Below are 22,085 nucleotides of genomic sequence, written 5' to 3'. Positions count from 1 at the left end.
TCAACTTGCTCCTTGGCCGCTGAACACTTTGAAAGGGGTTTTCAACAGGATCTTCATGTCCAGCATCAGGCTCTGTTGGCTGATGTAGCTCAGGTCCAGTTCTACCCGTTGGTCGAAATCAATGTTGCTGCGCCCGCTGATCTGCCATAGGCCAGTGATGCCGGGATAAATACTCAGGCGTACCAAGTGGTTGTCCTGGTAGCGGTAGGCATTGAAGGAGGTGGGGCGCGGGCCCACCAGGCGCATGTCGCCGATGACCACATTGAACAGGTTGGGCAGTTCATCGAGGCTGCTGCGCCGCAGCCAGCGCCCGATCGGGGTCACGCGCGGGTCGCGGTCGATCTTGAAGTCGATGGCCTCGCTGCCGTGCTTGTTCAGGTAGCGCAGCGATTCCTTGAGCTCTTCGGCGTTGGCGACCATGGTGCGCAACTTGTACATGCCGAACATCCGCCCGCGATAACCCGTGCGCTGTTGCACGAAAAACACCGGCCCCGGGCTGCTCCATTTGACCAGGGCGGCCAGGGCCAGGAGCAGGGGCGAGAGCAGCACCAGCAAGGCCAGGGCACCCAGGCAGGCGAGCACGCGGTTGGTGCGCGACAGGCTCCAGGGCCGCCCGCCCTCGCGGCCGGTGAGCCAGCCACGGCCCTGGCGGTGGATGGCGGCGTCCAGGCGCATGCGGTGGGTGGCGTCCAGGCGCTTGTCGCGGCGCAGTTGGGTGGTGGCATGGGATTGTTGGCCTGTCATGGGGTTCTCCACGGCTTATGGGTCGCTGCCGCTGACGAAGCTCCACGGTTTTGTGGTGTCTCAACATCGGGCAAGGGGTAGTAGTCACGAAACCAGGCCACGAAGCGCCCAAGGCCTTCGTCCAGCGCGATCCGTGGGCGAAAGCCGCTGGCGCGCTCTAGCGGCGCGGCATCGGCGCAAGTGTCGAGCACATCCCCCGGTTGCAGGGGCAGTAACTCGACGCGGGCTTGGCGGCCCAGGTGTTTTTCCAGCAGTGCCACGTAAGCCTTGAGCGCCACCGGGCGTTGCCCGCCGATGTTGTACAGGCACCAGGGTGCCAGGCTGGTGGCCGGGTCCGGGGCGTCGCCGGCCCATTGCGGGTTGCCCTGGGGCGGCCGATCAAGCAGGCGTACCAGGCTTTCGATGATGTCGTCGATGTAGGTGAAGTCGCGCAGGTGCAGGCCGTGGTTGAACAGTTGCAGCGGGCGGCCCTCGCTGATGGCCCGGGCGAACTGGATCGGCGACATGTCCGGCCGGCCCCAGGGGCCGTACACGGTAAAAAAGCGCAGGCCGGTGCAGGGGATCGCAAACAGGTGGCTGTAGCTGTGGGCCATCAACTCATTGGCTTTTTTGCTGGCGGCGTACATCGACAGTGGGTGGTCGGCGCCCTCGTGCACCGAATAGGGCGTGCGCGTGTTGGCGCCGTACACCGAACTGGACGAGGCGTAGATCAGGTGCCGCACCGGGTACTGGCGGCAGCCTTCGAGGATGTTGAGGAACCCGGTGAGGTTGCTGTCCACATAGGCCCGCGGGTTTTCCAGGGAGTAGCGCACCCCGGCCTGGGCGGCGAGGTGGATGACCGCCTCGGGTTGCTCGCGGGCGAACCACTGGTCGATAGCCACGCCATCGGCCAGGTCCAGGCGTTCGAGGGCAAAGTCGCCGGCCTGCTCGCGCACCCAGCGCACCCGCGCTTCCTTGAGCGCCGGGTCGTAGTAGCCGTTGAAGTTGTCCAGGCCCAGCACCTGATGGCCGTCGCGCAACAGGCGCAACACGCAATGGGCGCCGATAAACCCGGCGGCGCCGGTGACCAGGACCTTCACTTCGCGGCCTCTTGCGGGGCCACGTGGCGTAGGCCGATGCCGCGATAGTGCAGCCCGGCGGCCGCGATGTGCTCGGGGTTGTAAAGGTTGCGCCCGTCGATCACCACCCGCGCGCGCAACTTGCTGGCCAACCAGGGGAAGTCCACCACACGAAAGTTCTTCCATTCCGTGCAGATCACCAGGGCGTCGGCGTCTTCCAGGGTGTCGTCGCGGGTGGCGCACAGTTGCAGGTCATCGCGATAGCCGTACAGGCGCCGGCATTCGGCCATGGCCTCGGGGTCGAAGGCACGCACTGTGGCCCCCTCGTGCCACAGGGCTTCCATCAAGTAGCGGCTGGGGGCTTCGCGCATGTCGTCGGTGTTGGGCTTGAAGGCCAGGCCCCAGAGCGCGATCGATTTACCGCCCAGGCCTTCGGGAAAGTAGGCGCGCAACTTGCCCAAGAGGATGTTGCGCTGGCTGTCGTTGACGTCGCACACGCTTTGCAGCAGGCGCAGCGGCATGCCGTTGTGGTCGGCGGTGTGCAGCAGGGCACGCAGGTCCTTGGGAAAGCACGAGCCGCCAAAGCCGCAGCCGGGGTAGATGAAGTGGTAACCAATGCGTGGGTCCGAGCCGATGCCTTTGCGCACCGCCTCGATATCCGCGCCCAAGTGTTCGGACAGGTTGGCCAACTCGTTCATGAAACTGATACGGGTGGCCAGCATGGCGTTGGCGGCGTACTTGGTCAGTTCGGCGCTGCGGTTGTCCATCACCATCAGTTTTTCGTGGTTGCGGCACAGCGGTGCGTACAGGTCGGCCAGTTGCGCCTGGGCGATGGGGTCGCTGGTGCCGATGATGATCCGGTCGGGGCGCATGCAGTCGAGCAGTGCGCTGCCTTCCTTGAGGAACTCGGGGTTGGATACCACCCGCACGCACAGCTCTGGCTTGCCTTGGCGTTGCAGTTCGGCGCGGGCGCAGGCCAGTACCTGGTCGGCGGTGCCCACCGGCACGGTGGATTTGATGATGAGGGTACGGTCGGCAGCCATGTGCTGGGCGATTTGCCGGGTGACCTCCAGCACATGCCTCAGGTCAGCGGAACCGTCTTCGTCGGGCGGGGTGCCCACCGCGATAAACACCAGGGTGGCATGGGCCACCGCGTCGCTGGCCTGGGTGCTGAACAGCAGGCGGCCGTGCTTGATGTTGTCTTCGAGCATCAGCGACAGGCCGGGTTCGCTGATGGGGGGCACGGCTTGCTGGAGCTGGCGAATCTTCTGGGCGTCGGTGTCCACGCAGAGCACGCGATGGCCGATATCAGCCAAAGCGGCTGCTTGAATCAGGCCCACGTAGCCCGTGCCGAATACGCTGACGTCCATATTCACGCCTCTTAAATAATCAATTTATCTAAATAGAATTAATACCTTGGAGTTGGTATAGATCAGCCTGGAAAAATCGTGTCAATGAAATGACATGTTTTTTATCGGACGATCTTTTTCCCACGCTCTGCCAATGACCATGAATTGCTTTGCGGTCGGGGATTTAGCCCATTTTTCTGTGAAAGCCTCTCGCCAGATTTACACGACGAACGGCTGTAGGCCTTGATTTGGAAGGGCTGCGCAGCCGTCTGCGTCAGAAATGAGACGGTTCGTTTTTTGACGCTTGTAAAAATGAAACATGAACTTGCTCTTTGCCCAGGTGCTGCTAGTTTTCGAGTCGATTCATCAGAAAAACGGCACGCGAATTGCTATCGCCAAATTATTGACTCTTCGCCCTGTGGTTTTTTGATAAAGGCTATCGAGCCTTCTTTCCGGGGACGCCATGCGCCACAGCCTCAAACCCATCTTGCTTGGCCTGTACCTGCTCACGGGCCTGGGCCAGTACCAGGAACGCCTCGCCGCCCTAGGCTGGGGCTGGCCGCTGCTGGCCTATGGCGTGTTGTTCGCAGCGCTGGTGCTGGCACTGTGGCTCACTGCTGCCATCCGCCCACCTGTGCTGCGCTGGGGCCTGGCCGTGGTGTTGGCGGGGGCGGCGGTATTTTTCGAGGGCTACGCGAGGGTGACAGCCAGTTACCTGACCTACAGCCAGTTTGTCTCGCTGGTGTACTCGGCCGGGTTTATCGGGGAGGCGTTGCAGCAATACGGCGCGGCGCTCATCTGGCCCTTGGGCTCGGGGTTGTTGCTGTTGCTGGGGATTGGCGTGGCGCCGCGCCAGCCTTCGCGGGTGCCCCAGGTGCTGGCGGTGGCGGCGCCCTTCGTGGCCGTGCTGGCGCTGTCGGTGTTGTTGTTCGCCCGGGCGGGGGCTGGGGCCATGGGCCTGCCGGGGTTGTTCACGCCCCTGGTGTACCTGAACCTGCTGGCCTACGAGAGCGCCCAGGCCTCCGTGGGCCCGCGCCAACCGGTGACCCTGGCGCGCCAGGGTGGGGCGGTGGGGCACGATATCGTATTGGTGATCGACGAAAGCGTGTCGGGCAACTACCTGGACATCAACACCCCCGGCGGTGTGCCCAGCCACCTGGGGCAAGCGCCCGCCGGGGTGGCTATCTTCAACTTCGGCTATGGCGCCGCGATTGCTAATTGCAGTGCCGATACCAATGTCACCCTGCGTTTTGGCGGCACCCGCGAGGACTACCTGCGGATCAACGCCACCCAACCGTCGATCTGGCAGTACGCCCGCCAGGCCGGGCTGGCCACGGTGTACATCGACGCCCAGCGCACCGGCGGGCATTTGCAGAACCTGATGACACGCCTGGAGCGTCAGGACATCCAGCGCTTTATCCAGTTCGATGACGTCCCCGTGCGTGACCGCGACATGGCCGTGGCCCGGCAATTGATCGATTTGCTCAACGACGGCCAACCGCAGTTGGTGGTCATCAACAAGGTGGGCGCGCACTTTCCGGTGCACGACAAATACCCCGACGCCTTCATGCGCTACCGGCCGGCGCTGCCGCGCGGGGGCTATGCCGATATCTCCGACACCGGCGCGCGCGACGGCTTCGACGGCCGGCCGGACGACTGGCAGCGCTACCGCAACGCCTACCAGAACACCTTGCTGTGGAACGTCGGCGAGTTCTTTGCCCGAGTATTTGCCCAGGCCGACCTCAGCCGCGCGGTGCTGATCTACACCTCCGACCACGGCCAGGACCTGCACGAACGCGGCAACCCGGGGCTGGACACCCATTGCGGCAGCGACCCGATGCCAGAAGAAGGGCTGGTGCCGCTGGTGGTGATCCAGGGCCGCCAGTTGCAGACCCTCGACTGGCAAGCCGCACTGCCCGGCAACAAGGACCGTTCCAGCCACTACAATATTTTTCCTACGTTGCTGGCGCTAATGGGCTACAACCTGGCGGCCATCCGCCCGCTCTACGGCAAGCCCTTGAGCGAACCCACCGAGGATGCGTTCAGTTTCAATTACCGCTTCAACGCACGCCTGGGCGCTAAACCACTGTTCAAACACATTGATCTGGGCCAGGTCGTCACGCCCCCCGGCCCCGTTGATTTCACACTAAGGCCAAGCGCTTTTGGTGATTAGACAGATTAATGGCCTACTGCTAGCGTTGTCGGAAAGTCCCCACGGGTCATCAACTTAAAAAACAATGCAGGGATGCAGTCAGTTCCTTGCCAAGGTCATAAAGGGAAGGAAATCATGCGCCTTGTCAGTCTGTGTTTGGCAACTTCGTTAGTTGCCGGTTGTGCGTCTGCGCCTGCCAGTAAAGCGCCTTCTTCGGTGATTGAAACGCGGGTGGGGTGGCGCACTCAGTGTGGTGTGAAAACCATTACCAACAACACGGCCTACCAGTCAGTGGTGGGGGCTGCTGTGGTTGCCATTGTGGTGCCGAAGTTGATCTCGGGGGCCATTGATGCCGGGGCCGATTACTTGAAAGCGGCAGGGCAGAGCAAGGCGGTGAGTAGCCAGGCGCGGGTCGACGGCAAGTTTTATGACGTCACCGAAGAGGGGGATTTAAAAAAGAGTGATGGCAGCCGTTGCCTGGAAATTGTCCGCGCCAACTTCGGTGACCCTACCAAAGATACGGTTGCCGAGCATCCATGGGCTGACGGAATCACTAACTTCGCAGGGATAAATAATGTCCAGTTCAGGCTGTCAGCGATTGCGGTGGTAGTGGAAAAACAATACTTAAAGTTGATTCCTACCTACTTCAAAGTTGAGAAATTTCAGGAAAGCTCCTGGTTTAAAAAGACCCGGGATTATTCAGTCGCGGTGACCTTTGCCACGCCGGGCAGTGCTGCGCCCTTCAGCGCCTTCGAGTTCAAGTTCCCCGGCGTCAGGGCCGGGGACGAGAAGCTGATCGGCGATATGGTCGGCATGGAGAGCTTGCCCGTTCCCTTGCCCGCAGACATGGCTGACGCGAAGGTCGCCCAAACCCGCCAAGAAGCCCAGGCGGCGCCCTATGTGCTGGCGTACGACATCATCAATAGCCGCTACCGGCACGACCATCCCAAGACGCCCGCGCTGCCGACTCGGCCCCCGATTTACGACACCTCGGTGCAAGCGGCGGCGCAGGCCTATTGCCACCAGTTGCAGCAACACAATCGCAGTGTGCCGCGCAACTTCGCGTTGAACGACGAGCGTTGTACCTATGGCAATGAACCTTCGCGCTTGGCGTTGGAGAAGGGCCTCAAGGACGCCTATATCAGCGATGCGCAAGTGAGTTGGGCCCATTCGGTCTGCCAAATACCGCCCACCCGCAATGCAGAGGGAGAGCTTGAGGCCCAAAAGTGCTCGACACTGCCAACGGTCACTGGCACCACCGGCTACTTCATCACCACCGCCACCCTGGTGGAAACCCGCGAAGGCAGCAAGTTCGCCGCTTACCTGGGCAATGCGCTGGCTGCCTCCAAGGACGAACTCTCGACGCTGGTGCAATCGAAAGTGATCCCCGCGCAACGGGAAGCGGCCCGGGATGCGGCGGACAAGGCCAAGCGCGAAGGCTATGAGGGCATGCTGCAAGCCGACTACGCCGTGGAGTACGCCCAAGCTGTGCTGATTGAAACCAGTGCCGTACCCGACATTCCAGCTTCGCAGCTGAGCGCGGCCAAGGCCAAGCTGCTGGACAGCAAGATCAAAGCCAACAAGGCCTACCGCGATGCCGGGCGGGCCGCCCCTTACCCGCACCTGGACTGATGCCATGGGCTTTAAAAGAATGAGCGCCCGTTGGGCGCACGCGGCGCTGCTGGCACTCGCGGTGGCGAGCCTGGCCGTGGCGGACACGGCAACCATACAAATGGCCTATGACTTGTTGACCAGGGGCGGCACGCGGGTGGCACAGGGCAGTAACACCTGGCAGGTGGCGATGCTGCGCAAGGACCAGCCCCGAGCGGCGGGAGCCTTTTGCAGCGCCACGTTGATTAACGACCAATGGGCTCTGACCGCCGCCCATTGTTTTCACAATGGCGAGGGCGACTGTAAACAGAACCTGACTAGGAACGGGTTTTACTTGTTGCTCGGCTCGGTCACCCTCAACGAGCAAACCCCGGCCTATCAGGTTGAAGAGGTGGTGATTCGCCCCGGCTATGACTGCAAGGCCAAGTACTACGACATCGCCCTGGTGAAATTGGCCAAGCCGGTGCCCGGCCTGCATGCCATTGAGCTGCCGGATGCGGCGCAGGAAAAGAGTGTGGTGGCGGCCAAGCCGCAGTTCCACGTGGCCGGCTGGGGGGCCCGCAGTGACTTGGGGCTGGGCTCGCGGGATTTGATCCAAGCCTCGGTGCCAGTGATGGAACACGCCGCTTGCAAGCACTTACGCCCGAATCTGCCGGGTGGGACCTTGTGTGCTGGCGACCAGGGCGGCGGCGACGCCAAGCGCGCCTGTCGCGGTGACAGCGGCGGCCCGTTGTACGTGTTGGGCAAGGACAAGCAGGCGATGCAACTGGGCATCGTCAGTTTTGGCGAGGGCTGCGAGGACACGCCGCTGCCGGGCGTGTACACCCAGGTGTCCGTGCACAAAACGTGGATTCAAGACACGGCCAAACTCGATTGCAGGGTGCTCGATAGCCGTGGCTACGAGCGCTGCTGAGCAGGCCTGTAAATGGTCGGACTGGTGAGTTCAAGAAGGCTCTAGGTCGGGGGTTTCAGCGGGTTCTGCGCGGCCCGGAAAAAACCTTGAAATGAGCGCCCACAGCGCGCTTTTCCTGGATTAGAATCCACCCCGTTCGCCCAGTGTCACGGCTCTTTACCGGTGCATGGATTGCCGAGGCCACTGCACTGGGCGAACTCCCTTTTTATTCCTTCCCGCGTTTCATTCCCGTTCCTGTTACCCCAGCCCCAGCACCTTGAAGCACTGCTCCAGGGAGCGTTGTTGTGTCTGGGCGTAAAGTGCCAATTCGTCGATGGTCGGGCGGCCCAAGGCTTGCTCGAAGGCCTGGCGGTTGGACGCCGAATCGTAGTGCCCCTGGCCGTTGTCCCCTAGGTTGGACTGGAAGATTCCCGCCGCGCTGACCGGCAGGAAATCCTCGTACACCACTGGCTCGAAACCGAGATGGCCGGCGGCGACCAGCGCCTCCAGGCCCGCGTTGGCAGGCAGTTGGCCAGCGGCTTCCTGGCCCTTGGCCGTGACGAAATAGCGGAAATAGGCCAGGCCCTGGTCCCGCAGGTTGGGGTAGTCGTCGGGGAAGTCGGCAAAGTGCTCGGCCAGTAATTGCTCGTAGCGCAGGGCGTTGCTTTCGTTGGGGAACGCTTGCAGGGCGTCGCGGGCGCTATCGAGCAAGCGGTCGTAGAGGGCGCGGCCGGCCGGGGTCAGGGCGGCGCCGCGTTGTTCGATCTCGCCGAAACGGGCGCTGTGGCTGCCCTGGCTGGCATCTTGGCCGGCAAAAGCGATGGCCTCGTCCAGGGCCTTGAAACTGGTTTGGCGCAACAGGATCGGGCAGTGGCGGCGCGGTGGGCCTTCGATCACGGCTTTGGGGGTGATGCCGTGGGCGGGCATCTGCGCCTGCACGGCGTCGATGTCCAGGGTGCGCGGGGTCAGGTGGTTGATGTGGGGGCCGGGGAAGGCCACCACGTCGGCCACCAGGCGATGTTGCTGGCTCAGTTGCTGGTACTGCGCGGCGCTGACCGTGGCGCGCGAATGCCAGCGGAAGGTTTCCAGGGCCTGGGCGACGAATGCATTGGCGTCGCGCTCGTCGAGGCCGCCCTCGGTGTGGGCCTTGTCGATCAGGGCCAGGGCGGCGGGGGTGAAGATCTCGCGTCGGGCCAGGGTGGCGCGGGCGAATTCGCGCAGCGGCGGGTTGTCGATCAACTCCAGGCGCAGCAGCGAGGTGAACACCCGGAACGGGCTGACCTGCAACGCCGCCTCGTGTACGGCGCGGAACGCGGTGGAATGCACCGGCACCCCGGCAGGCGTGAGGTCGTAGTAGCCCACCGGCTCCATGCCCATTACCGCAAAGAGGCGGGCGAGGGTGGCCAGTTCCGCTTCGGTGCCGACGCGGATGGCGCCGTGGCGTTCCAGGTCCAGGCGTTCGATTTCGCCGGTCATGCGCAGTTGCTCGGCCACCTGGCGGTCGTTGGCCAGCACCCGGGCGTTGGTCTGCGCGACCAGTTCCATCAGCACGCCGTACAGCGGCACTTCGTGGCGGTACATGTCGGACATGGCCCGGGAAAAACGCTGGCGGATCAGGTCGGGGCTGACAAAACGCGGGTGGCTCATGGCGGTAGGTTCCAGGCAACAGGGCGATGGCGCGATTCTGTTGGGCAAGCGGGGGGCTGGCAAACGAAGTTTCTTCCCGACTTCATTCTTTGCCGGACTGCTGTAGGTGCCTGGATCGCGGTCTGCCGGTCGGTGATGGCTATTTGACGTTGCCCTGATAGACTCCCCTCACGCTGTTTACCTGTCACAGGAGTTTGGCCCCCGATGCCTCACACCGGCGACAAGGGACGTTCACTGGCAAGGAGGCTTTACAGCTCACGTACCCTGGGCCTGGCCCTGGGGTTTGTTTGCGTGGGCGCGGCGATGTATCCGCTGCATCCGCCGGCCTGGGTCTGGGCCTTGATGCTGTTCAACGGCTTTGCCTGGGCGCCGTTGGCGTACCTGTGCTCGCGCCTGGCCAAGGCGCCCTACGACAGCGAGCGGCGTAACCTGCTGATCGACTCCTACATGGCCGGGTTCTGGGTTGGCGCCATGCATTTCAATCCGCTGCCCAGCGTCACCTCGCTGTCGATGATGGCGATGAACAACGTCGCCATCGGCGGGGTTCGCTTTCTGCTGGCCGGGTTCGTGGCCCAGGGCCTTGGCGTGGCGACTTCCCTGATGATTTTCGCCCCGTTGTTCATCCCCCAGACCACGCCTGTGCAGTTGTATGCCAGCCTGCCGTTGCTGAGCCTTTACCCGCTGGCGCTGGGCTGGATCTGCTATCGCCAGGCCGCCACCCTGGGCCGGCACAAACGCGAGCTGCTGGCCCTGAGCCGCACCGACAGCCTTACCGGCCTGCTCAACCACGGTGCGTGGAAGGATCAACTGGACCTGGAGTTCCAACGCTGCCGCCAGCAATCACGCAGCGGGGCAATTGCCTTGATCGATATCGACCACTTCAAGACCATCAACGACACCTATGGCCATGTCGCCGGCGACATCGTGCTGCGCCAGTTGAGCCGCATCCTCACGCAGAACCTGCGCGCCAGCGACATGGCCGGGCGCTATGGCGGTGACGAGTTTTGCGTGATCCTGCCGGATGTGCCCCTGCACAGCGCCGCCCAGGTGATGGAGGCCCTGCGCGAGCGCTTTGCCTGCCTGGGCTATGCCCAGAGCCCGAGCCTGAAAGTCAGCCTGAGCATCGGCCTGGCCGCCTACGACCCGGCCCACAGCGACGCCACCCTGTGGCTCAGCCACGCCGACCAGGCCTTGTATGCCGCCAAGACCACGGGGCGTAATCGGGTGATTTGTGGAGTGGCGGCGTCGGTGGGCTGAAGCACCTTGTAGGAGCAACTGTCTTACCCTTACCCCTGGTCACCGCCACTGCGTGCCGCCCTCGCGAGCAGGCTCGCTCATACAGAGGAAAATCACAGTTCAACTGTGGGAGCGGGCCCGCCCGCGATGAGGTCGGTACAGCCGATGCCCCTCTAGCGCTTGCAATGCCGCCATCGCGGGCGGGCCCGCTCCCACAAAAGCCCGGCAACGCGGCCCACAGAGGTCGCTCTTTACGCTGTGAAACCCCTACCGCTTGCCCGCCATCGCCTTGAACCGCTTGGCCAGGTCCAGGGCCACGGCGCCGCTGGCCGGGGTGGGCACGAGGTGGGCGAAGGGGATGTCGATCAGGCGGTTTTCCCGCACGGCGCGCAGGCGTGAGAGCAGCGGGTCGGTCTGGAGCAGGTGGCGCTTGCGGCTGGCCGGGGACCACACGGCGTCGGCCAGCAGGATCACGTCGGGGTCGTTCATCAACAGCACTTCATTGCTCACGTTCAGGCGCGGGATGTCGACGTCGGCGAAGCTGTTACGCCCGCCCGCGGCGGCCAGCAGGGCGGTGATAAAACCCCGTGTGCCGACGCTGTGCAGGCCATTGACCTCGCTGTCGAGGTAGAACACCGACAGCACTCGGCTTTCGTCATGCAGCGCGCGGGCGCCGGCCAGGTCGGCATCCAGGCGGGCGATCAACTGCTTAGCGCGCTCGGGCTGGCGCACCAGCGCGCCGAGGGTGCGTAGGTCGTTGCGGATATGCCCGAAAAAATCCAGGGAGCGGCCGTCGCAGGCCGATTCCATCAAGTAGCTGGCGATGCCGTTGGCGCCCAGGGTGGCGCGCGAGGTCAGGTTGTTGTCGAACGCCGAAGCAAAGCCGCCCACCACCAGGTCGGCATGCTGGCTATAGAGCACTTCGGCTGAAGGATAGAGCCGGGAAATCACCGGGATGGCGCGATAGGCGCCGTGTTCAATGGCTGCGCCGTCGTCGTCGATATAGGCCACGCCGGCCAGCAAGTCGCCGGCGCCGAGGCTGAGCAGGGTGTCGGCGCTGTGCTGGTTGAGGGCCACGATGCGCTGCGGCGGCTGCGCCACGGCCCAGGTTTGGCCGCAGTTGCCATAGGTTTGGCCAAAGGCTGGGGCGGCCAGGCACAGCCACGTAGCGGCAACGAAGAATCTACGCATCGGGCAGGCCTCCTGAGGGCGGATGGATCAGCAGGGCCGCGACCGGCCTATTGCCCAGCAGGTGTTCGTCCACCAGGCGCCGGGCGTCGTCGTCGGTGGCGATGCGGTACCAGCAGGCATCGGGGTAAACCGTCAGCAGCGGCCCACGGTTGCATGGGAACTGGCAAGCGGTGCGGGTCAGCAGTACGCCGCCCGGGGTTTCTACCAGGTGATGGTCGAGCAAATGGCGGCGCAGGGTTTTCCACCGCGCCAGGGCGCCCCGGCGCACGCAACGCGGGCCGGTGCACAAAAACAGGTGGCGGGCGTGGGCCGGCGGGTGTTCCCAGCCTGGGTCGGCGGCCACCGGGGCCACCCGCTCGCAGGGCAAGTGGCGCTCGCTGCGCGCCACCTCGGCGCACACCGCGTCGGCCGCCAGGCCCCGGCGGCCGAGGGCCGAGGCGGTGACCCAGAGCCTTGGCGCCTGCGGGTGGGCGGCCGCGCGGCGCGCCAGCTCATCGCGCAACCAGTCCAGGTAGGCGCTGTCGGACGCGGGCTCCAGGTCCACCACCAGCACCTGCTCGCCGAGGTGCTGGCGCGGTGCTTGGAGGGCCTGCCAGAGCCCGTCGAAGCTGTGCAGGGTGTCGATGATCCGCTCGTTCGGCGCCGCGCCGCGCAAGGTGCGTAACGCGGCGGCAAAGGCCTGGCCTTGCGAGCCGTCACGCAGGCCCGGGCCGACGAACAGCACCTGTTGGTATGTGCTTGGGGTGTTCATCAGAAGCGGTACGTGTAGCGCACTTCGCTGGTGAACGGGCGCCCCAGGTTGTCCACCGAGCTGGCGCGGCTGGTGACGTAGTCGCGGTCGAGCAGGTTTTCCACCAGCAGGCTGATGCGGTGCTGGCGGGCGTTGTCGAGGTAGCGGTAGGCGTCGGCGTCCACTACCGCGTAGTGGCCGTATTCCACCTCCTTGGCGCCCACCACGCTGCGGATGTAGCGCACCGCGCCGGCCACGCCCCACAGGCGATTGTCGGCGTCGAAGGCCAGGCGCGAGCGGGCGAAGAAGCTGGGGATGTTGGTCAGGGTGACGCCGTGGTTGCCTTCCACCAGGTTGCGGGTCATGTCCGCCGACAGGCTCCAGCGCTCGTCCAGCTGCCATTTGCCGTCCAGTTCGACGCCGCGCACCCGCACCTCGCCCTGGCTGTTGGTCCAGTGGATGTCGTCCAGAGCAATCAGGTCGGTGATCTTGCGCCTAAACCCAGTGACGCTGGCACTGAAGTCGCGGTTCAGCAGTTCGCCCTTGTAGTCCAGCCCCAGCTCGGCGTTGCGGCTTTTTTCGGGCTTGAGGTTGCGGTTGCCGATTTCATCGTCTTCGCGGGCGAACAACTGTTCGGCGTTGGGCAGCTTGTAGGCGCTGCCGTACTGGCCGCGCAGCTGCCAGTTGGGGTTGAGGTCATAGAGCGAGGTGAGCATGCCCACGGTGGCGCTATCGCCGCCGCTCATGGCTTCGTGGCGGATGCCGAGGCTGGGGTGCCAGTCGGGCAGGGCGGCGATCACCGGGCGCAATTGGGTGTAGAGGGCGTGGGCCTGGGCCTGGTTGTCGTCGATGATGAGCACATCGTCCTGGCCCTTGAACCACTGGTTGTCGGCGCCGAACACCAGCACGTGGCCGCCGTCCAGTTCGGCCTTGCCTTCGGCCTGCACGCCCCAGTCGGTGAAGCCCCAGTAATCCTTGTCGTTGACCACCGTGGTGGCGCCGCCCGGGGCGTTGTTGATGCGGGTGTAGCGGGTGTCCCAGTCGTTGACGTGGCCTTTGACGAAATAGCTCAGGCGTTCGCTGAGGCTGTGCTCGAAGGTGGCCGTGGCGATTTGCTGCACGCGGTCGTTGGTGGTTTTGCGGTTGTTGGCGGGCCGGGCGAAGTCCAGGTTGGCGTCGGAGTATTGGTAGAACAGCTCCAGGCGCGCATCGTCGCCCAACGCCTGGATGGCCTTGGCACCGAAGGTGGTGACCTCGTAGGAACGCTTTTTGTCCGTGGTGTTGGCGCTGTAGTCGCGGTTGCGAAACGGTTGGTAGCCGTCGGAGACGTTGTGGCTGACGTAGGCCAAAAGGCCCAGGTCGCCCCAGCCGTTGCTGACGATGCGCTCGGCGCGGGCGTCGCCTGTTTTGCCCATGAAGCTGTCCAGACCCAGGTTGACCTCGCCGCCGATGTCGCGGCTTTGCGGGCTGCGGGTGACGATATTGATGACCCCGGCCACGGCCTGGGTGCCGAACAGCAGGCTCTGGCCGCCCTTGAGCACTTCGATGCGCTCGATGGCGTTGGCAGGCAGGGTGTCGATGTAAATGCCGCCATACAGGCGATTGTTCAGGCGCACGCCGTCGAGCAGGATCAGGGTGTCGTCGTTGCGCCCGCCCAGCAGGGAATAGGTGCCGTAGTCGAACGGGCCGTTTTTCGGCGCCACGTATAGGCCCGGTACGTACATCTGCAGGACGCGGGAGATGTCGCTGCTGGGGCCGGCGCGCTCGATCTGCTCGCGGCTGACGATCTCCACTTTGCTGCCGTACTTGGCCATCTCGGCGACGGTGGTGGATTCCACGGACGGAGCGCTGACGGTTTGTTGTTCGAGGGTCAGGGCGCTGTCATCGGCCAGCAGGGCCGGGCTCAGGAGGGCGCCGCACAGGGCCGCGCAGGCATGCAAGGGCGCAGGACACAGGGCCCGGGCACGCAAGGTTTGGAGTTGATTCATTTTTTGGTCTTCTCGAAAAAGTTTCTTTCGCAGAAGCACGCAGGAGAAAGTACCGGGCACACGCCGATACCGGCCCATGCCCGCCCACCGCAGGTTTTTGCCAAACAAACATTCCAGGCCGGTCTCCGGGCTTGCGAGGCTGGAGGGGTTCGCCTTCCCATGCCGTGAGGCACAGTGGCTGATTGAACCCATCACTCGCTTACCGTTGCGGGGGCAGCACCGGACTAGCCCTGGGAGGGCGCACCGGTTTCCCGTTTCACCTCATGCACGGCGGCAGGAGGCACCTGAAACAGGGCGGCATCTGAACACTGGCATGACCGTTCGTCAACCTTGGCGGGTGTTTTGGGGAGACTGGTGTAGCAAACGGGCTCGCCCGCGCTCGGTCGCGTAACGGCCGTAAAAATTGGCCCGGTGCCACACCACCGAGGGGCGCTGCGCACCCCAGCGCGGGCGAGCCCGCTTGCTACCGCGAGGGTTACGCGGCGACAGCTTGCATGTGGCGCAGGGCCATGGGCACGGCGCGTACCGATTGGCCGGGTTGCAGTTGCAGGCGTTTGGCGGTGAGGCGGTCGATCAGCAACTGATTGCCCACCAGGCGCGCCTTGGCGGCGGTGATACGGCAGTTTTCCAGGCGCCGGTTGTGGATCAGCCAGGTCGGGGCTTCGTCGTCCGGGGTGCCGATGCTCAAGGTCAAGGACTGGCTGTCGCGCACGGCACGGATGTTGCCCACCGCCGCTTCGATCAGCGGGCCGCCATCGAAAATATCGATGTAATTGTGGTAGCTGAAACCCTCGGCCTGGAGGATCTGCGCCGCGTGCCGGGTGTTGGGGTGCATTTGGCCGATCACCGCTTGCGCCTCTTCGGTGAGCAGGCAGGTGTACAGCGGCTGGCGCGGCATCAGTTCGGCGATGGAGGCCTTGTTGCCCATCACCGAGAGGTGGTCGGCGTGGAAGAAGTCGCGCTTGAAGAAGTGCCGGCCCAGGCTGTCCCAGAACGGCGAGCAGCCTTCTTCATCGGTGCAGCCGCGCAGCCCGGCGATGAGTTTTTCGCCGAACAACTCGGGGAACTCAGCCACGAACAGCAGCCGCGCCGTGGACAGCAAGCGGCCATTGCCGACGCTGCGCAGGTCCGGGCGCAGAAACAGCGAGCAGAGCTGGGATTGGCCGGTCATTTCGTTGTTCAGGAACAGGGTCGGAATGTGCCGCTCGATGCCCAGTACCGGCGCCGAGTTCACCGTCAGGCCAACCCGGTAGTTGTACCAAGGCTCGCGCTCGCCCACCGCGCCAGCCAGGGCGCTGACGCCGAGCAGGCGTTGGTCGTCGTCTTCGAGCACGAACAGGTAGTCGGCATCGGCGCGCTCGACCTGTTGGGCGAAGGTGCGTTGCGACCAGCGCACCCGATGGGCCATGCGCTCTTCACTGATGGGCAGGCTGGTCAGCGCGGGGTCTACATGCCGGGCCAGGTCCTGCAACGCGGGCAGGTCAGTGATATTCACCGGGCGGACGATCATGGTGCAGCTCCTTGGGCGCGCCTATCCAGGCGTAGTTCTTGGGCTCGGGGCAAGGTCACAGGGCGATCAACCGCACAGTGCGGCCCTCGTCCAGGCGCAAGGCTTCGAGCATGTCATCACTTAGGCCGACCTTCCCCTCCAGGGGTTCCTCCAGTTCGGCGACGATGGCGCGGTAATCGCGCAGTTTGTCGTTACTTAGCAGGTAGCGGCCCAATTTGCCGCTGGGGGCCCGGCGCACTGTGGTCAGAAGCTGGCTGCGGGCGATGGAGCGGATGTTAGCGGTGCGCGCATAAAGCGTTGGGCCACCGTCGAAGATGTCCACGTAGCTATGGGGTTCGAAGCCTTCGCGCAGCAGCATGTCCATGGCGTCGCGGCCATCCGGGTGGGGTTTGCCGATACAGTCCTGGGCCGCTTGCGGCAGCATGGGGATGTAGATCGGGTGATGGGGCATCAACAGGGTGATGGCTTCGCGGCTTTGCAGGCCACTGAGGCGCTCGGCCTCGGCGTAGGGCAGGTCGGTGAAGTGCTTGCCCAGGGCATCCCAGAAGGGCGAACTCATGTCTTCGCTGTAGTAGCCGACGATCTCGGTGATGGCGGCCTCGGCAAAACGCCGCGGGTGGGCGGCCATGAACAGCAGGCGTGCGCGCGACCCCAACTCGGCGTAAGGCCCGCGCACCAGGGCGTCGTCGACGTGGAAACCGCGCAGCAAAGTGTGGCCGTTGAGGTCCTGGCACAGCGACAGCGCCGGCACTGCGTGCTGGATGTTCAGCTCCCGCGAGGTGCTGATGAAGGTGCGATTGCGCAGGCTGTAGAACGGCTCTTTGAAGCCGATGGTGGCGATGATCTCGGCGCAGCCGTGCAGGCGCTGGCTAAAGCTGTCCTGCAGGACGAAGAAGTAGCTCTCGTCGGCGCGCTCGTCCACGTCCTTGGCGAAGGACCGCAGGGAGCCATCGATTTTGGCCTGCAACAGCGAGGTGTCATCCGGTAGGGATGTGACGCCCAGCAGACTTTCGCGGGCCAGTTGCTGCAAATGGGGCAGGTCGGTTGACTCGACTGGGCGTAACACCAGCATGGATGCACTCCTGTATCAATGGGCTCCTACGCGCCAGCTTTGGCGGGATGAGCCTGACTATCACTGTCTTTTCCACGGGTTTGACCCCGGTCACGGCCAATGGGCGGGGTGCCGGTGCTTATTCTGCGCTCTGCCTGGCGCTCGATGGTATTGCAATGCTATGCCAGGTCATAGCGTCGGTGCGCTTGTCGGCGATCAAGGTTTACAACAGCGGCGCCAGATACTCCGTCCAGCGCTGCACGGCTTGCGGGGTGCGCAGCAGGTCGTTGCGCACCTCGATCAATACAGCATCGATCCCCCGGGCATCGCCGTGCACGGGCACGGTCATATCCGACAGGGGGTCGATTTCATAAGGTTGGTTACCGGCCGCGTTCAGGCCGTGGCGTTGCAGGCCTTCGACCACGCGTTGGGCGTAGGCCTGTGCCCGAGCATAGAGCACCCCGGCTTGCAGTGTGCGCGGTTGGCCGAAATAGATCGGCGTAAAGCTATGGATGCCGACGACGCGCACTTCGCGCCCCGCAACGGTGCGTGCTTCGATCAGTTCCCCCAGGCGGGTGTGGAAGGGTTTGAACAGGCACTGGCGGCGGTAGTCGCGGGCGGCCTCGTTCAGGCCCTGGTTGCCGGGGATATCGTAGATCTCGCTACGCACCGGGATGCTGTCGGCGGCGTGGCGTGGGCGGTTAAGGTCGATCAGCAGGCGCGAATAGTTGGCGCTGAGCAAGGTCGCGCCCAGGGCCTGGGACAAGCCGCGAGCCAGCTCCAGGGCGCCGATGTCCCAGGCGATATGCTCGGCGGCAGCCTGCGGGCTCAGCCCCAGGTCATTGAGGGCCGGCGGAATGTAGCGGCTGGCGTGTTCGCACACGAGGATCAGCGGGTGGCTCGAGTCTTCGTGGTGCAAAGTATATGGGGGCTGTTCGTAGAGTCCGGTTTCGGCAGTGGGCAAGGTCATCTTTCCTCCAGCAGGTGGACGCCGAACTCGTTGCGCAAGGCATCCACGCTATCGAGTCGCTCCGCCAGGTCTGGGCTGCGGCGGGTCATGCAGGCGATCAGCGCCTCGACCTGAGCCATGGCCGGCAGCAGGGTGTCGAATGCCGCGCCCGAGGCCACCGGCGCGCTGATTATCAGGTCGGCCAATTCGCGCAACGGCGAGGCGTAGATATCAGTGAACAGCACCACCCGCGCATGCCGGGCCTTGGCCGCCGTGGCCACGCGCAGGGCACGGGCCTCGTAGCGGCGGTAGTCGAAGATCACCACGGTGTCGTGGTGCTGCACCTGGAGCATGGCGTCGGCCAGCCGAGCGCAGTCTTCCAGGGCTTGGCAGCCGGGGCGGAACAGGCGCAGGTGGCTGAGCAGGTATTGGGCCAGGTGATGGCTGAAACGGCCGCCATAGCAATGCACCAGGTGGCGGTTGTCGAGCAGCCATTGCACGAGGATGCGCACGTCTTCGGCCTGGGTCAGGGCCTGGGTTTCCTGAAGGGCGCGTTGGCAGTCGTGCAAATACTGGCCCCAGGTATCGTCCTGATGGACCTGGGCATGTTGTTGCAAAAGGGCGCTGGGGGAGCGCAGGCGCTGGTCCATGTCGCTGAGCAGGGCTTCCTGGAATTCGGCGTAGCCAGGGAAGCCGAGTTTCTTGACCAAGCGCACGATGGTGGGGTCGCTGACTCCGGCCCGCTCGGCGAGGCGGGACATGGCGCCCAAGCCGTTGCGCGGGTACTGATCGAGCAGCGCACGCACGACTTTGCGTTCCGAGGGGGTCAAATCCAAGGCAGCGCTGGTTATCAAGTCTCTGAGGGGGGGCATCCTGGCTCCGGCACGGGCAGTGTCGTTTTTGTTTCATAGTCCGTTAAAACAGTATTTGTGTAATCAACACTACATGTCTAGTGAATTTTTGCTGCTGTGGATACCCCTTCAAAATACGCAGAATTGCCTTACAGCAAGGCTTGCGCAGCGCGTGCCGGCTATGGGCCTAGCGTTAGGCCGCAAAAGCACCAATTGGGGAAGAACCCGAGAAAATGCCCACGACAAATGCTACAAAGCCCCACATTCCGAAGCGTTCGATTCCCCCATGGAGGCCCTCCGTGTTAGCCACCCGCTTGACCCTGGTCTGCCATGGCCGCACCGCAGCACAGAAATTCGCGCGTTTTGCCTTGGACGAACCGCTGCTGGAGCCAGGCGCAGTTGCCATGCTGCCCCCGCCCTGGCAGCTGCTCAGCGCCCCTGAACTGCGGGCCCGGCAGACCGCCGCACAGTTTGGCTGTGCGCCAACCCTAGAGCCGGCACTGCGCGACTGCGATATGGGGCGCTGGGCCGGGTTACCGATCAAACAGCTGCAACGCGACGAGGCCCCAGCCCTGGAGTGCTGGTTGAGTGACAGCAGCAGCGCGGCCCATGGTGGCGAGTCGATAGCGATGTTATGCCACCGGGTCGGCACCTGGATGGACAGCCTCACCGCCCGCCCCGGCCATTGGCTGGCGGTGAGCCACCCGCAGGTGGTGCGCGCGGCCCTGGTGCATGCCCTGCAAGGCCCGCCGGGGGCGTTCACGCTGATCGATGTCGAGCCCTTGGCGCGCATCCATTTGCAATTCAATGGCCGCTGGCGCCTGCGCTTGCCGGCCCCTGGCGAGGAGTGAAGGCACCACATGAAAACAATCCTGATTATCGGCATCGGCGCCGGCGACCCCGAGTACATCACGATGCAAGCGGTCAATGCGCTGAACCGGGTCGATGGCTTTTTCATCCTGGACAAGGGGCCAGCCAAGGAAAAACTCACCGACCTGCGCCACGAAATCTGCCAGCGCTACATCAGTGCTGGGCGCGCTTACCGCTTCATCGAAGCCCACTGCCCCGAGCGCGTGCGCGGCGGTGTGGACTACAGCGCCAGCGTGGCGGACCTCAACCGCGACAAGCAAAACACCTTCGAGCGCCTGATCGACGAAGCGCTGGCCGACGGCGAAACCGGCGCTTTCCTGGCCTGGGGCGACCCGGCGTTGTACGACAGCACCATCCGCATCCTGCGTGCGATCCTCGCCGAGGGCCGCTGCCACTTCGAGTTCGAGGTAATTCCCGGTATCACCAGCGTGCAGGCCCTGGCGGCGCGGCACAAAGTACCCCTCAACCGCATCGGCCGCAGTGTCGAGATCACCACCGGCCGGCGCCTGGCGGCGGGGCAGGTGAGCGACGCCGACAGTCTGGTGGTGATGCTCGACGCCGAGGACGCCTATCAGCAGGTCGCCAACCGCGACCGCTACATCTATTGGGGCGCCTACCTGGGCACGGCCGACGAAATCCTCATCGCCGGGCCGCTCAAAGAGGTCGCCGACGACATCCAGCGCACCCGCCAGGCCGCACGCCAGGCCAACGGCTGGATCATGGACACTTACTTGCTGCGCGACCCCGACTGACCCGCGCCATGCTAGATTCCCCGCCCCTGCCATCCGAAAAGGACTTCCCATGACCCGCGCCATCACCCTGATTACCGAGAATTTTTCCGACTGGGAAACCGCCCTGATTAACTCTACGGCCCGTTGCTATTTCGGTATCGAAACCTTGTACGCCGCACCCGGTGGCGCACCGCTGACCTCCAGCGGCGGTCTGTCGGTCACCCCGCACCTGGCGATCGAAGACATCTGCCTCGATGAGGTGGACCTGTTGATGGTCTGTGGCGGCACGATCTGGCAGACCGAACAGGCCCCCGACGTCAGCGCCCTGGTGCGCGAGGCCCATGAGCGTGGCCTGATCGTGGCAGGCATCTGCGACGGCACCCGGGTGCTGGCCCAGGCCGGGATCCTGGACCACCTGCGTCACACCTCCAACTCGGCGGCTAACTTGGTGCAGACCGGCTATGCCGGCGCCGCGCACTACCAGGACGTGCCTTATGCAGTGGCCGATGGCCGGGTGGTCACGGCGCCGGGTTCGGCACCGGTGAGCTTCATGGCGCAGATCGTCGGCCTGCTCGGCTTGGCTGGCCCGGACCTGGACGCCTACCTGGCGCTCCACGCGGCGGAACACAGCAAGCCGCGGTAGGCCTCGAAGCAGGCAATAAAACAGTGATTTTTTATAACGGGGCTGCGGCAACTGAACAACGTGCTGCGAAACAGCCTCTTTGAGGTGGCAGGGTGCTTAGACGCGATGCTCGCTGAGGCGGGCAAAGGCGATACGGCGTTGGCCGAGCGCTTCAATCGTGCCATCGAGCCAATCCGCCCCAATGGCAAGTACCAGCAGGTGTAGGCCAAATACTTCAACCTTGACGTTTACGGTCACAGATCCTGGCCCCGCCAAAGCGGCCTGCGTGCAAGCGCTGAACGTTTTTCATGGGGCCTGGCAAGGAGCCAGCCATGTACCTGTTTGAAACCCCTAGGCTGCTGGGGCGGCAACTGACCCGCGAAGACCTGCCGGCGTTGGGCGCAATGCTCAGCGACCCCGAGGTGATGCGTTTTTCCGTGGGAGGGGTGTGCGATGAGCACGCCACGCGCCGCTTCTTCAATGCTTGCCTGGACTGCTACGCCGCCCACGGCATGGGGCCTTGGGCCTTGGTGGACAAGGCTTCCAAGGCGTTCGTGGGGTTCTGTGGAGTATCCCCGGAGCAGGTTGGCGATGTGCAGGAGCTCAACCTCGGTTATCGATTGGCCCGACGCTTCTGGAACCAGGGTTTGGCCACCGAAGCCGTGAAGGGTGTGCTGGCGCATGTGTTCAGCCGCCGGCAATTGGCCTCGGTAGTGGTGATTATCGAACCGGCCCACAGTGCCTCGCTGAAGGTCGCGCAAAAGGCCGGGTTCAAGGATTTTCAGGTGCTGGACTTCCATGACCGGCCGGTGCGCTTGTACCGCATGAACCGCAGTGAGGCGAACCTGGCTGATCTGACGTAATGAGCGTTTTGCGTGGGTGCCAGCAGGTACAGGCTGGCGC

19 protein-coding genes, 1 pseudogene and 1 riboswitch are annotated in these 22,085 nt (G+C 64.2%); of the genes and pseudogenes, 9 read left to right on the top strand and 11 right to left on the bottom strand.

Annotated elements, in window-relative coordinates:
• From CKW13_RS21240 to CKW13_RS21230, 3 genes are read right to left on the bottom strand one after another with little or no spacing between them, the layout of a single operon-like run.
• Positions 1-744, bottom strand: coding sequence for a sugar transferase (locus tag CKW13_RS21240; RefSeq protein ID WP_095110741.1), 744 nt, complete (start codon positions 742-744; stop codon positions 1-3).
• Complete coding sequence (locus CKW13_RS21235) at positions 741-1,823, bottom strand: NAD-dependent epimerase (protein ID WP_095110740.1); 1,083 nt, start codon at positions 1,821-1,823, stop codon at positions 741-743. Before CKW13_RS21235 ends, CKW13_RS21240 begins: the two co-directional genes overlap by 4 nt.
• Complete coding sequence (locus CKW13_RS21230; protein WP_095110739.1) at positions 1,820-3,172, bottom strand: UDP-glucose/GDP-mannose dehydrogenase family protein; 1,353 nt, start codon at positions 3,170-3,172, stop codon at positions 1,820-1,822. Before CKW13_RS21230 ends, CKW13_RS21235 begins: the two co-directional genes overlap by 4 nt.
• A gap of 442 nt (positions 3,173-3,614) precedes the next feature.
• Between CKW13_RS21230 and CKW13_RS21225 the strand changes: the two genes are divergently transcribed.
• From CKW13_RS21225 to CKW13_RS21215, 3 genes are all read left to right on the top strand, one after another.
• Positions 3,615-5,324: a sulfatase-like hydrolase/transferase gene (locus CKW13_RS21225; RefSeq protein ID WP_095110738.1), complete on the top strand. Its 1,710-nt coding sequence runs from the start codon at positions 3,615-3,617 to the stop codon at positions 5,322-5,324.
• A gap of 114 nt (positions 5,325-5,438) precedes the next feature.
• Positions 5,439-6,935 carry a hypothetical protein gene (locus CKW13_RS21220; RefSeq protein ID WP_141234005.1) on the top strand — a complete coding sequence of 499 codons (1,497 nt, stop codon included), beginning with the start codon at positions 5,439-5,441 and terminating at the stop codon, positions 6,933-6,935.
• Between the two features lie 4 nt (positions 6,936-6,939).
• Entirely contained in the window at positions 6,940-7,827 is an 888-nt protein-coding gene (locus CKW13_RS21215) for a serine protease (protein ID WP_176465158.1), read from the top strand.
• Between the two features lie 237 nt (positions 7,828-8,064).
• Here CKW13_RS21215 and CKW13_RS21210 read toward each other — a convergent pair whose 3' ends face one another.
• The gene (locus CKW13_RS21210) at positions 8,065-9,453 is read right to left on the bottom strand and encodes a VOC family protein (RefSeq protein WP_095110735.1); all 1,389 of its coding nucleotides are present in this window, start codon (positions 9,451-9,453) and stop codon (positions 8,065-8,067) included.
• 204 nt (positions 9,454-9,657) lie between these two features.
• Here CKW13_RS21210 and CKW13_RS21205 point away from each other — a divergent pair, with 204 nt between their 5' ends.
• Positions 9,658-10,710: a diguanylate cyclase gene (locus CKW13_RS21205; protein ID WP_095110734.1), complete on the top strand. Its 1,053-nt coding sequence runs from the start codon at positions 9,658-9,660 to the stop codon at positions 10,708-10,710.
• 246 nt (positions 10,711-10,956) lie between these two features.
• Here CKW13_RS21205 and CKW13_RS21200 read toward each other — a convergent pair whose 3' ends face one another.
• From CKW13_RS21200 to CKW13_RS21170, 7 genes are all read right to left on the bottom strand, one after another.
• Entirely contained in the window at positions 10,957-11,880 is a 924-nt protein-coding gene (locus tag CKW13_RS21200; RefSeq protein ID WP_095110733.1) for an ABC transporter substrate-binding protein, read from the bottom strand.
• The gene (locus tag CKW13_RS21195) at positions 11,873-12,631 is read right to left on the bottom strand and encodes a ferredoxin (RefSeq protein WP_095110732.1); all 759 of its coding nucleotides are present in this window, start codon (positions 12,629-12,631) and stop codon (positions 11,873-11,875) included. The genes CKW13_RS21200 and CKW13_RS21195 overlap by 8 nt, the downstream gene beginning before the upstream one ends.
• Entirely contained in the window at positions 12,631-14,598 is a 1,968-nt protein-coding gene (locus CKW13_RS21190; RefSeq protein ID WP_095110731.1) for a TonB-dependent siderophore receptor, read from the bottom strand. Before CKW13_RS21190 ends, CKW13_RS21195 begins: the two co-directional genes overlap by 1 nt.
• A gap of 98 nt (positions 14,599-14,696) precedes the next feature.
• A riboswitch (cobalamin riboswitch) is annotated at positions 14,697-14,901 on the bottom strand.
• Positions 14,902-15,073: 172 nt separating this feature from the next.
• A complete protein-coding gene (gene astA, locus CKW13_RS21185) occupies positions 15,074-16,108 on the bottom strand; it encodes an arginine N-succinyltransferase (RefSeq protein ID WP_095110730.1) in 1,035 nt (344 codons plus the stop codon).
• A gap of 55 nt (positions 16,109-16,163) precedes the next feature.
• The gene (locus CKW13_RS21180) at positions 16,164-17,180 is read right to left on the bottom strand and encodes an arginine N-succinyltransferase (protein ID WP_095110729.1); all 1,017 of its coding nucleotides are present in this window, start codon (positions 17,178-17,180) and stop codon (positions 16,164-16,166) included.
• Between the two features lie 202 nt (positions 17,181-17,382).
• Positions 17,383-18,129 carry an N-formylglutamate amidohydrolase gene (locus tag CKW13_RS21175; protein WP_095110728.1) on the bottom strand — a complete coding sequence of 249 codons (747 nt, stop codon included), beginning with the start codon at positions 18,127-18,129 and terminating at the stop codon, positions 17,383-17,385.
• Positions 18,126-18,980 carry a MurR/RpiR family transcriptional regulator gene (locus tag CKW13_RS21170; RefSeq protein ID WP_095110727.1) on the bottom strand — a complete coding sequence of 285 codons (855 nt, stop codon included), beginning with the start codon at positions 18,978-18,980 and terminating at the stop codon, positions 18,126-18,128. The genes CKW13_RS21175 and CKW13_RS21170 overlap by 4 nt, the downstream gene beginning before the upstream one ends.
• A gap of 278 nt (positions 18,981-19,258) precedes the next feature.
• Between CKW13_RS21170 and CKW13_RS21165 the strand changes: the two genes are divergently transcribed.
• The 5 genes and pseudogenes from CKW13_RS21165 to CKW13_RS21145 all read left to right on the top strand — a co-directional run bounded on the left by CKW13_RS21165 (position 19,259) and on the right by CKW13_RS21145 (position 22,045).
• Positions 19,259-19,810, top strand: a complete 552-nt coding sequence (locus CKW13_RS21165) for a histidine phosphatase family protein (protein WP_095110726.1) — start codon at positions 19,259-19,261, stop codon at positions 19,808-19,810.
• 9 nt (positions 19,811-19,819) lie between these two features.
• A complete protein-coding gene (gene cobF / locus CKW13_RS21160) occupies positions 19,820-20,581 on the top strand; it encodes a precorrin-6A synthase (deacetylating) (RefSeq protein WP_095110725.1) in 762 nt (253 codons plus the stop codon).
• 49 nt (positions 20,582-20,630) lie between these two features.
• On the top strand, positions 20,631-21,203 hold the full coding sequence (locus CKW13_RS21155) for a DJ-1/PfpI family protein (RefSeq protein WP_095110724.1): 573 nt from the start codon (positions 20,631-20,633) through the stop codon (positions 21,201-21,203).
• 123 nt (positions 21,204-21,326) lie between these two features.
• Positions 21,327-21,407 (top strand): annotated as a pseudogene (locus CKW13_RS21150) (ABC transporter substrate-binding protein); the annotation flags it as partial.
• A gap of 107 nt (positions 21,408-21,514) precedes the next feature.
• Positions 21,515-22,045, top strand: coding sequence for a GNAT family N-acetyltransferase (locus CKW13_RS21145; protein ID WP_095110723.1), 531 nt, complete (start codon positions 21,515-21,517; stop codon positions 22,043-22,045).
• The last annotated feature ends 40 nt before the right edge of the window (positions 22,046-22,085 follow it).

Source organism: Pseudomonas sp. Irchel 3E20 (assembly GCF_900187645.1).
Taxonomy (GTDB): Bacteria; Pseudomonadota; Gammaproteobacteria; order Pseudomonadales; family Pseudomonadaceae; genus Aquipseudomonas.
The sequence above is the reverse complement of the archived record's forward strand: the minus strand, read 5'-3'. Positions and strand labels throughout refer to the sequence as shown.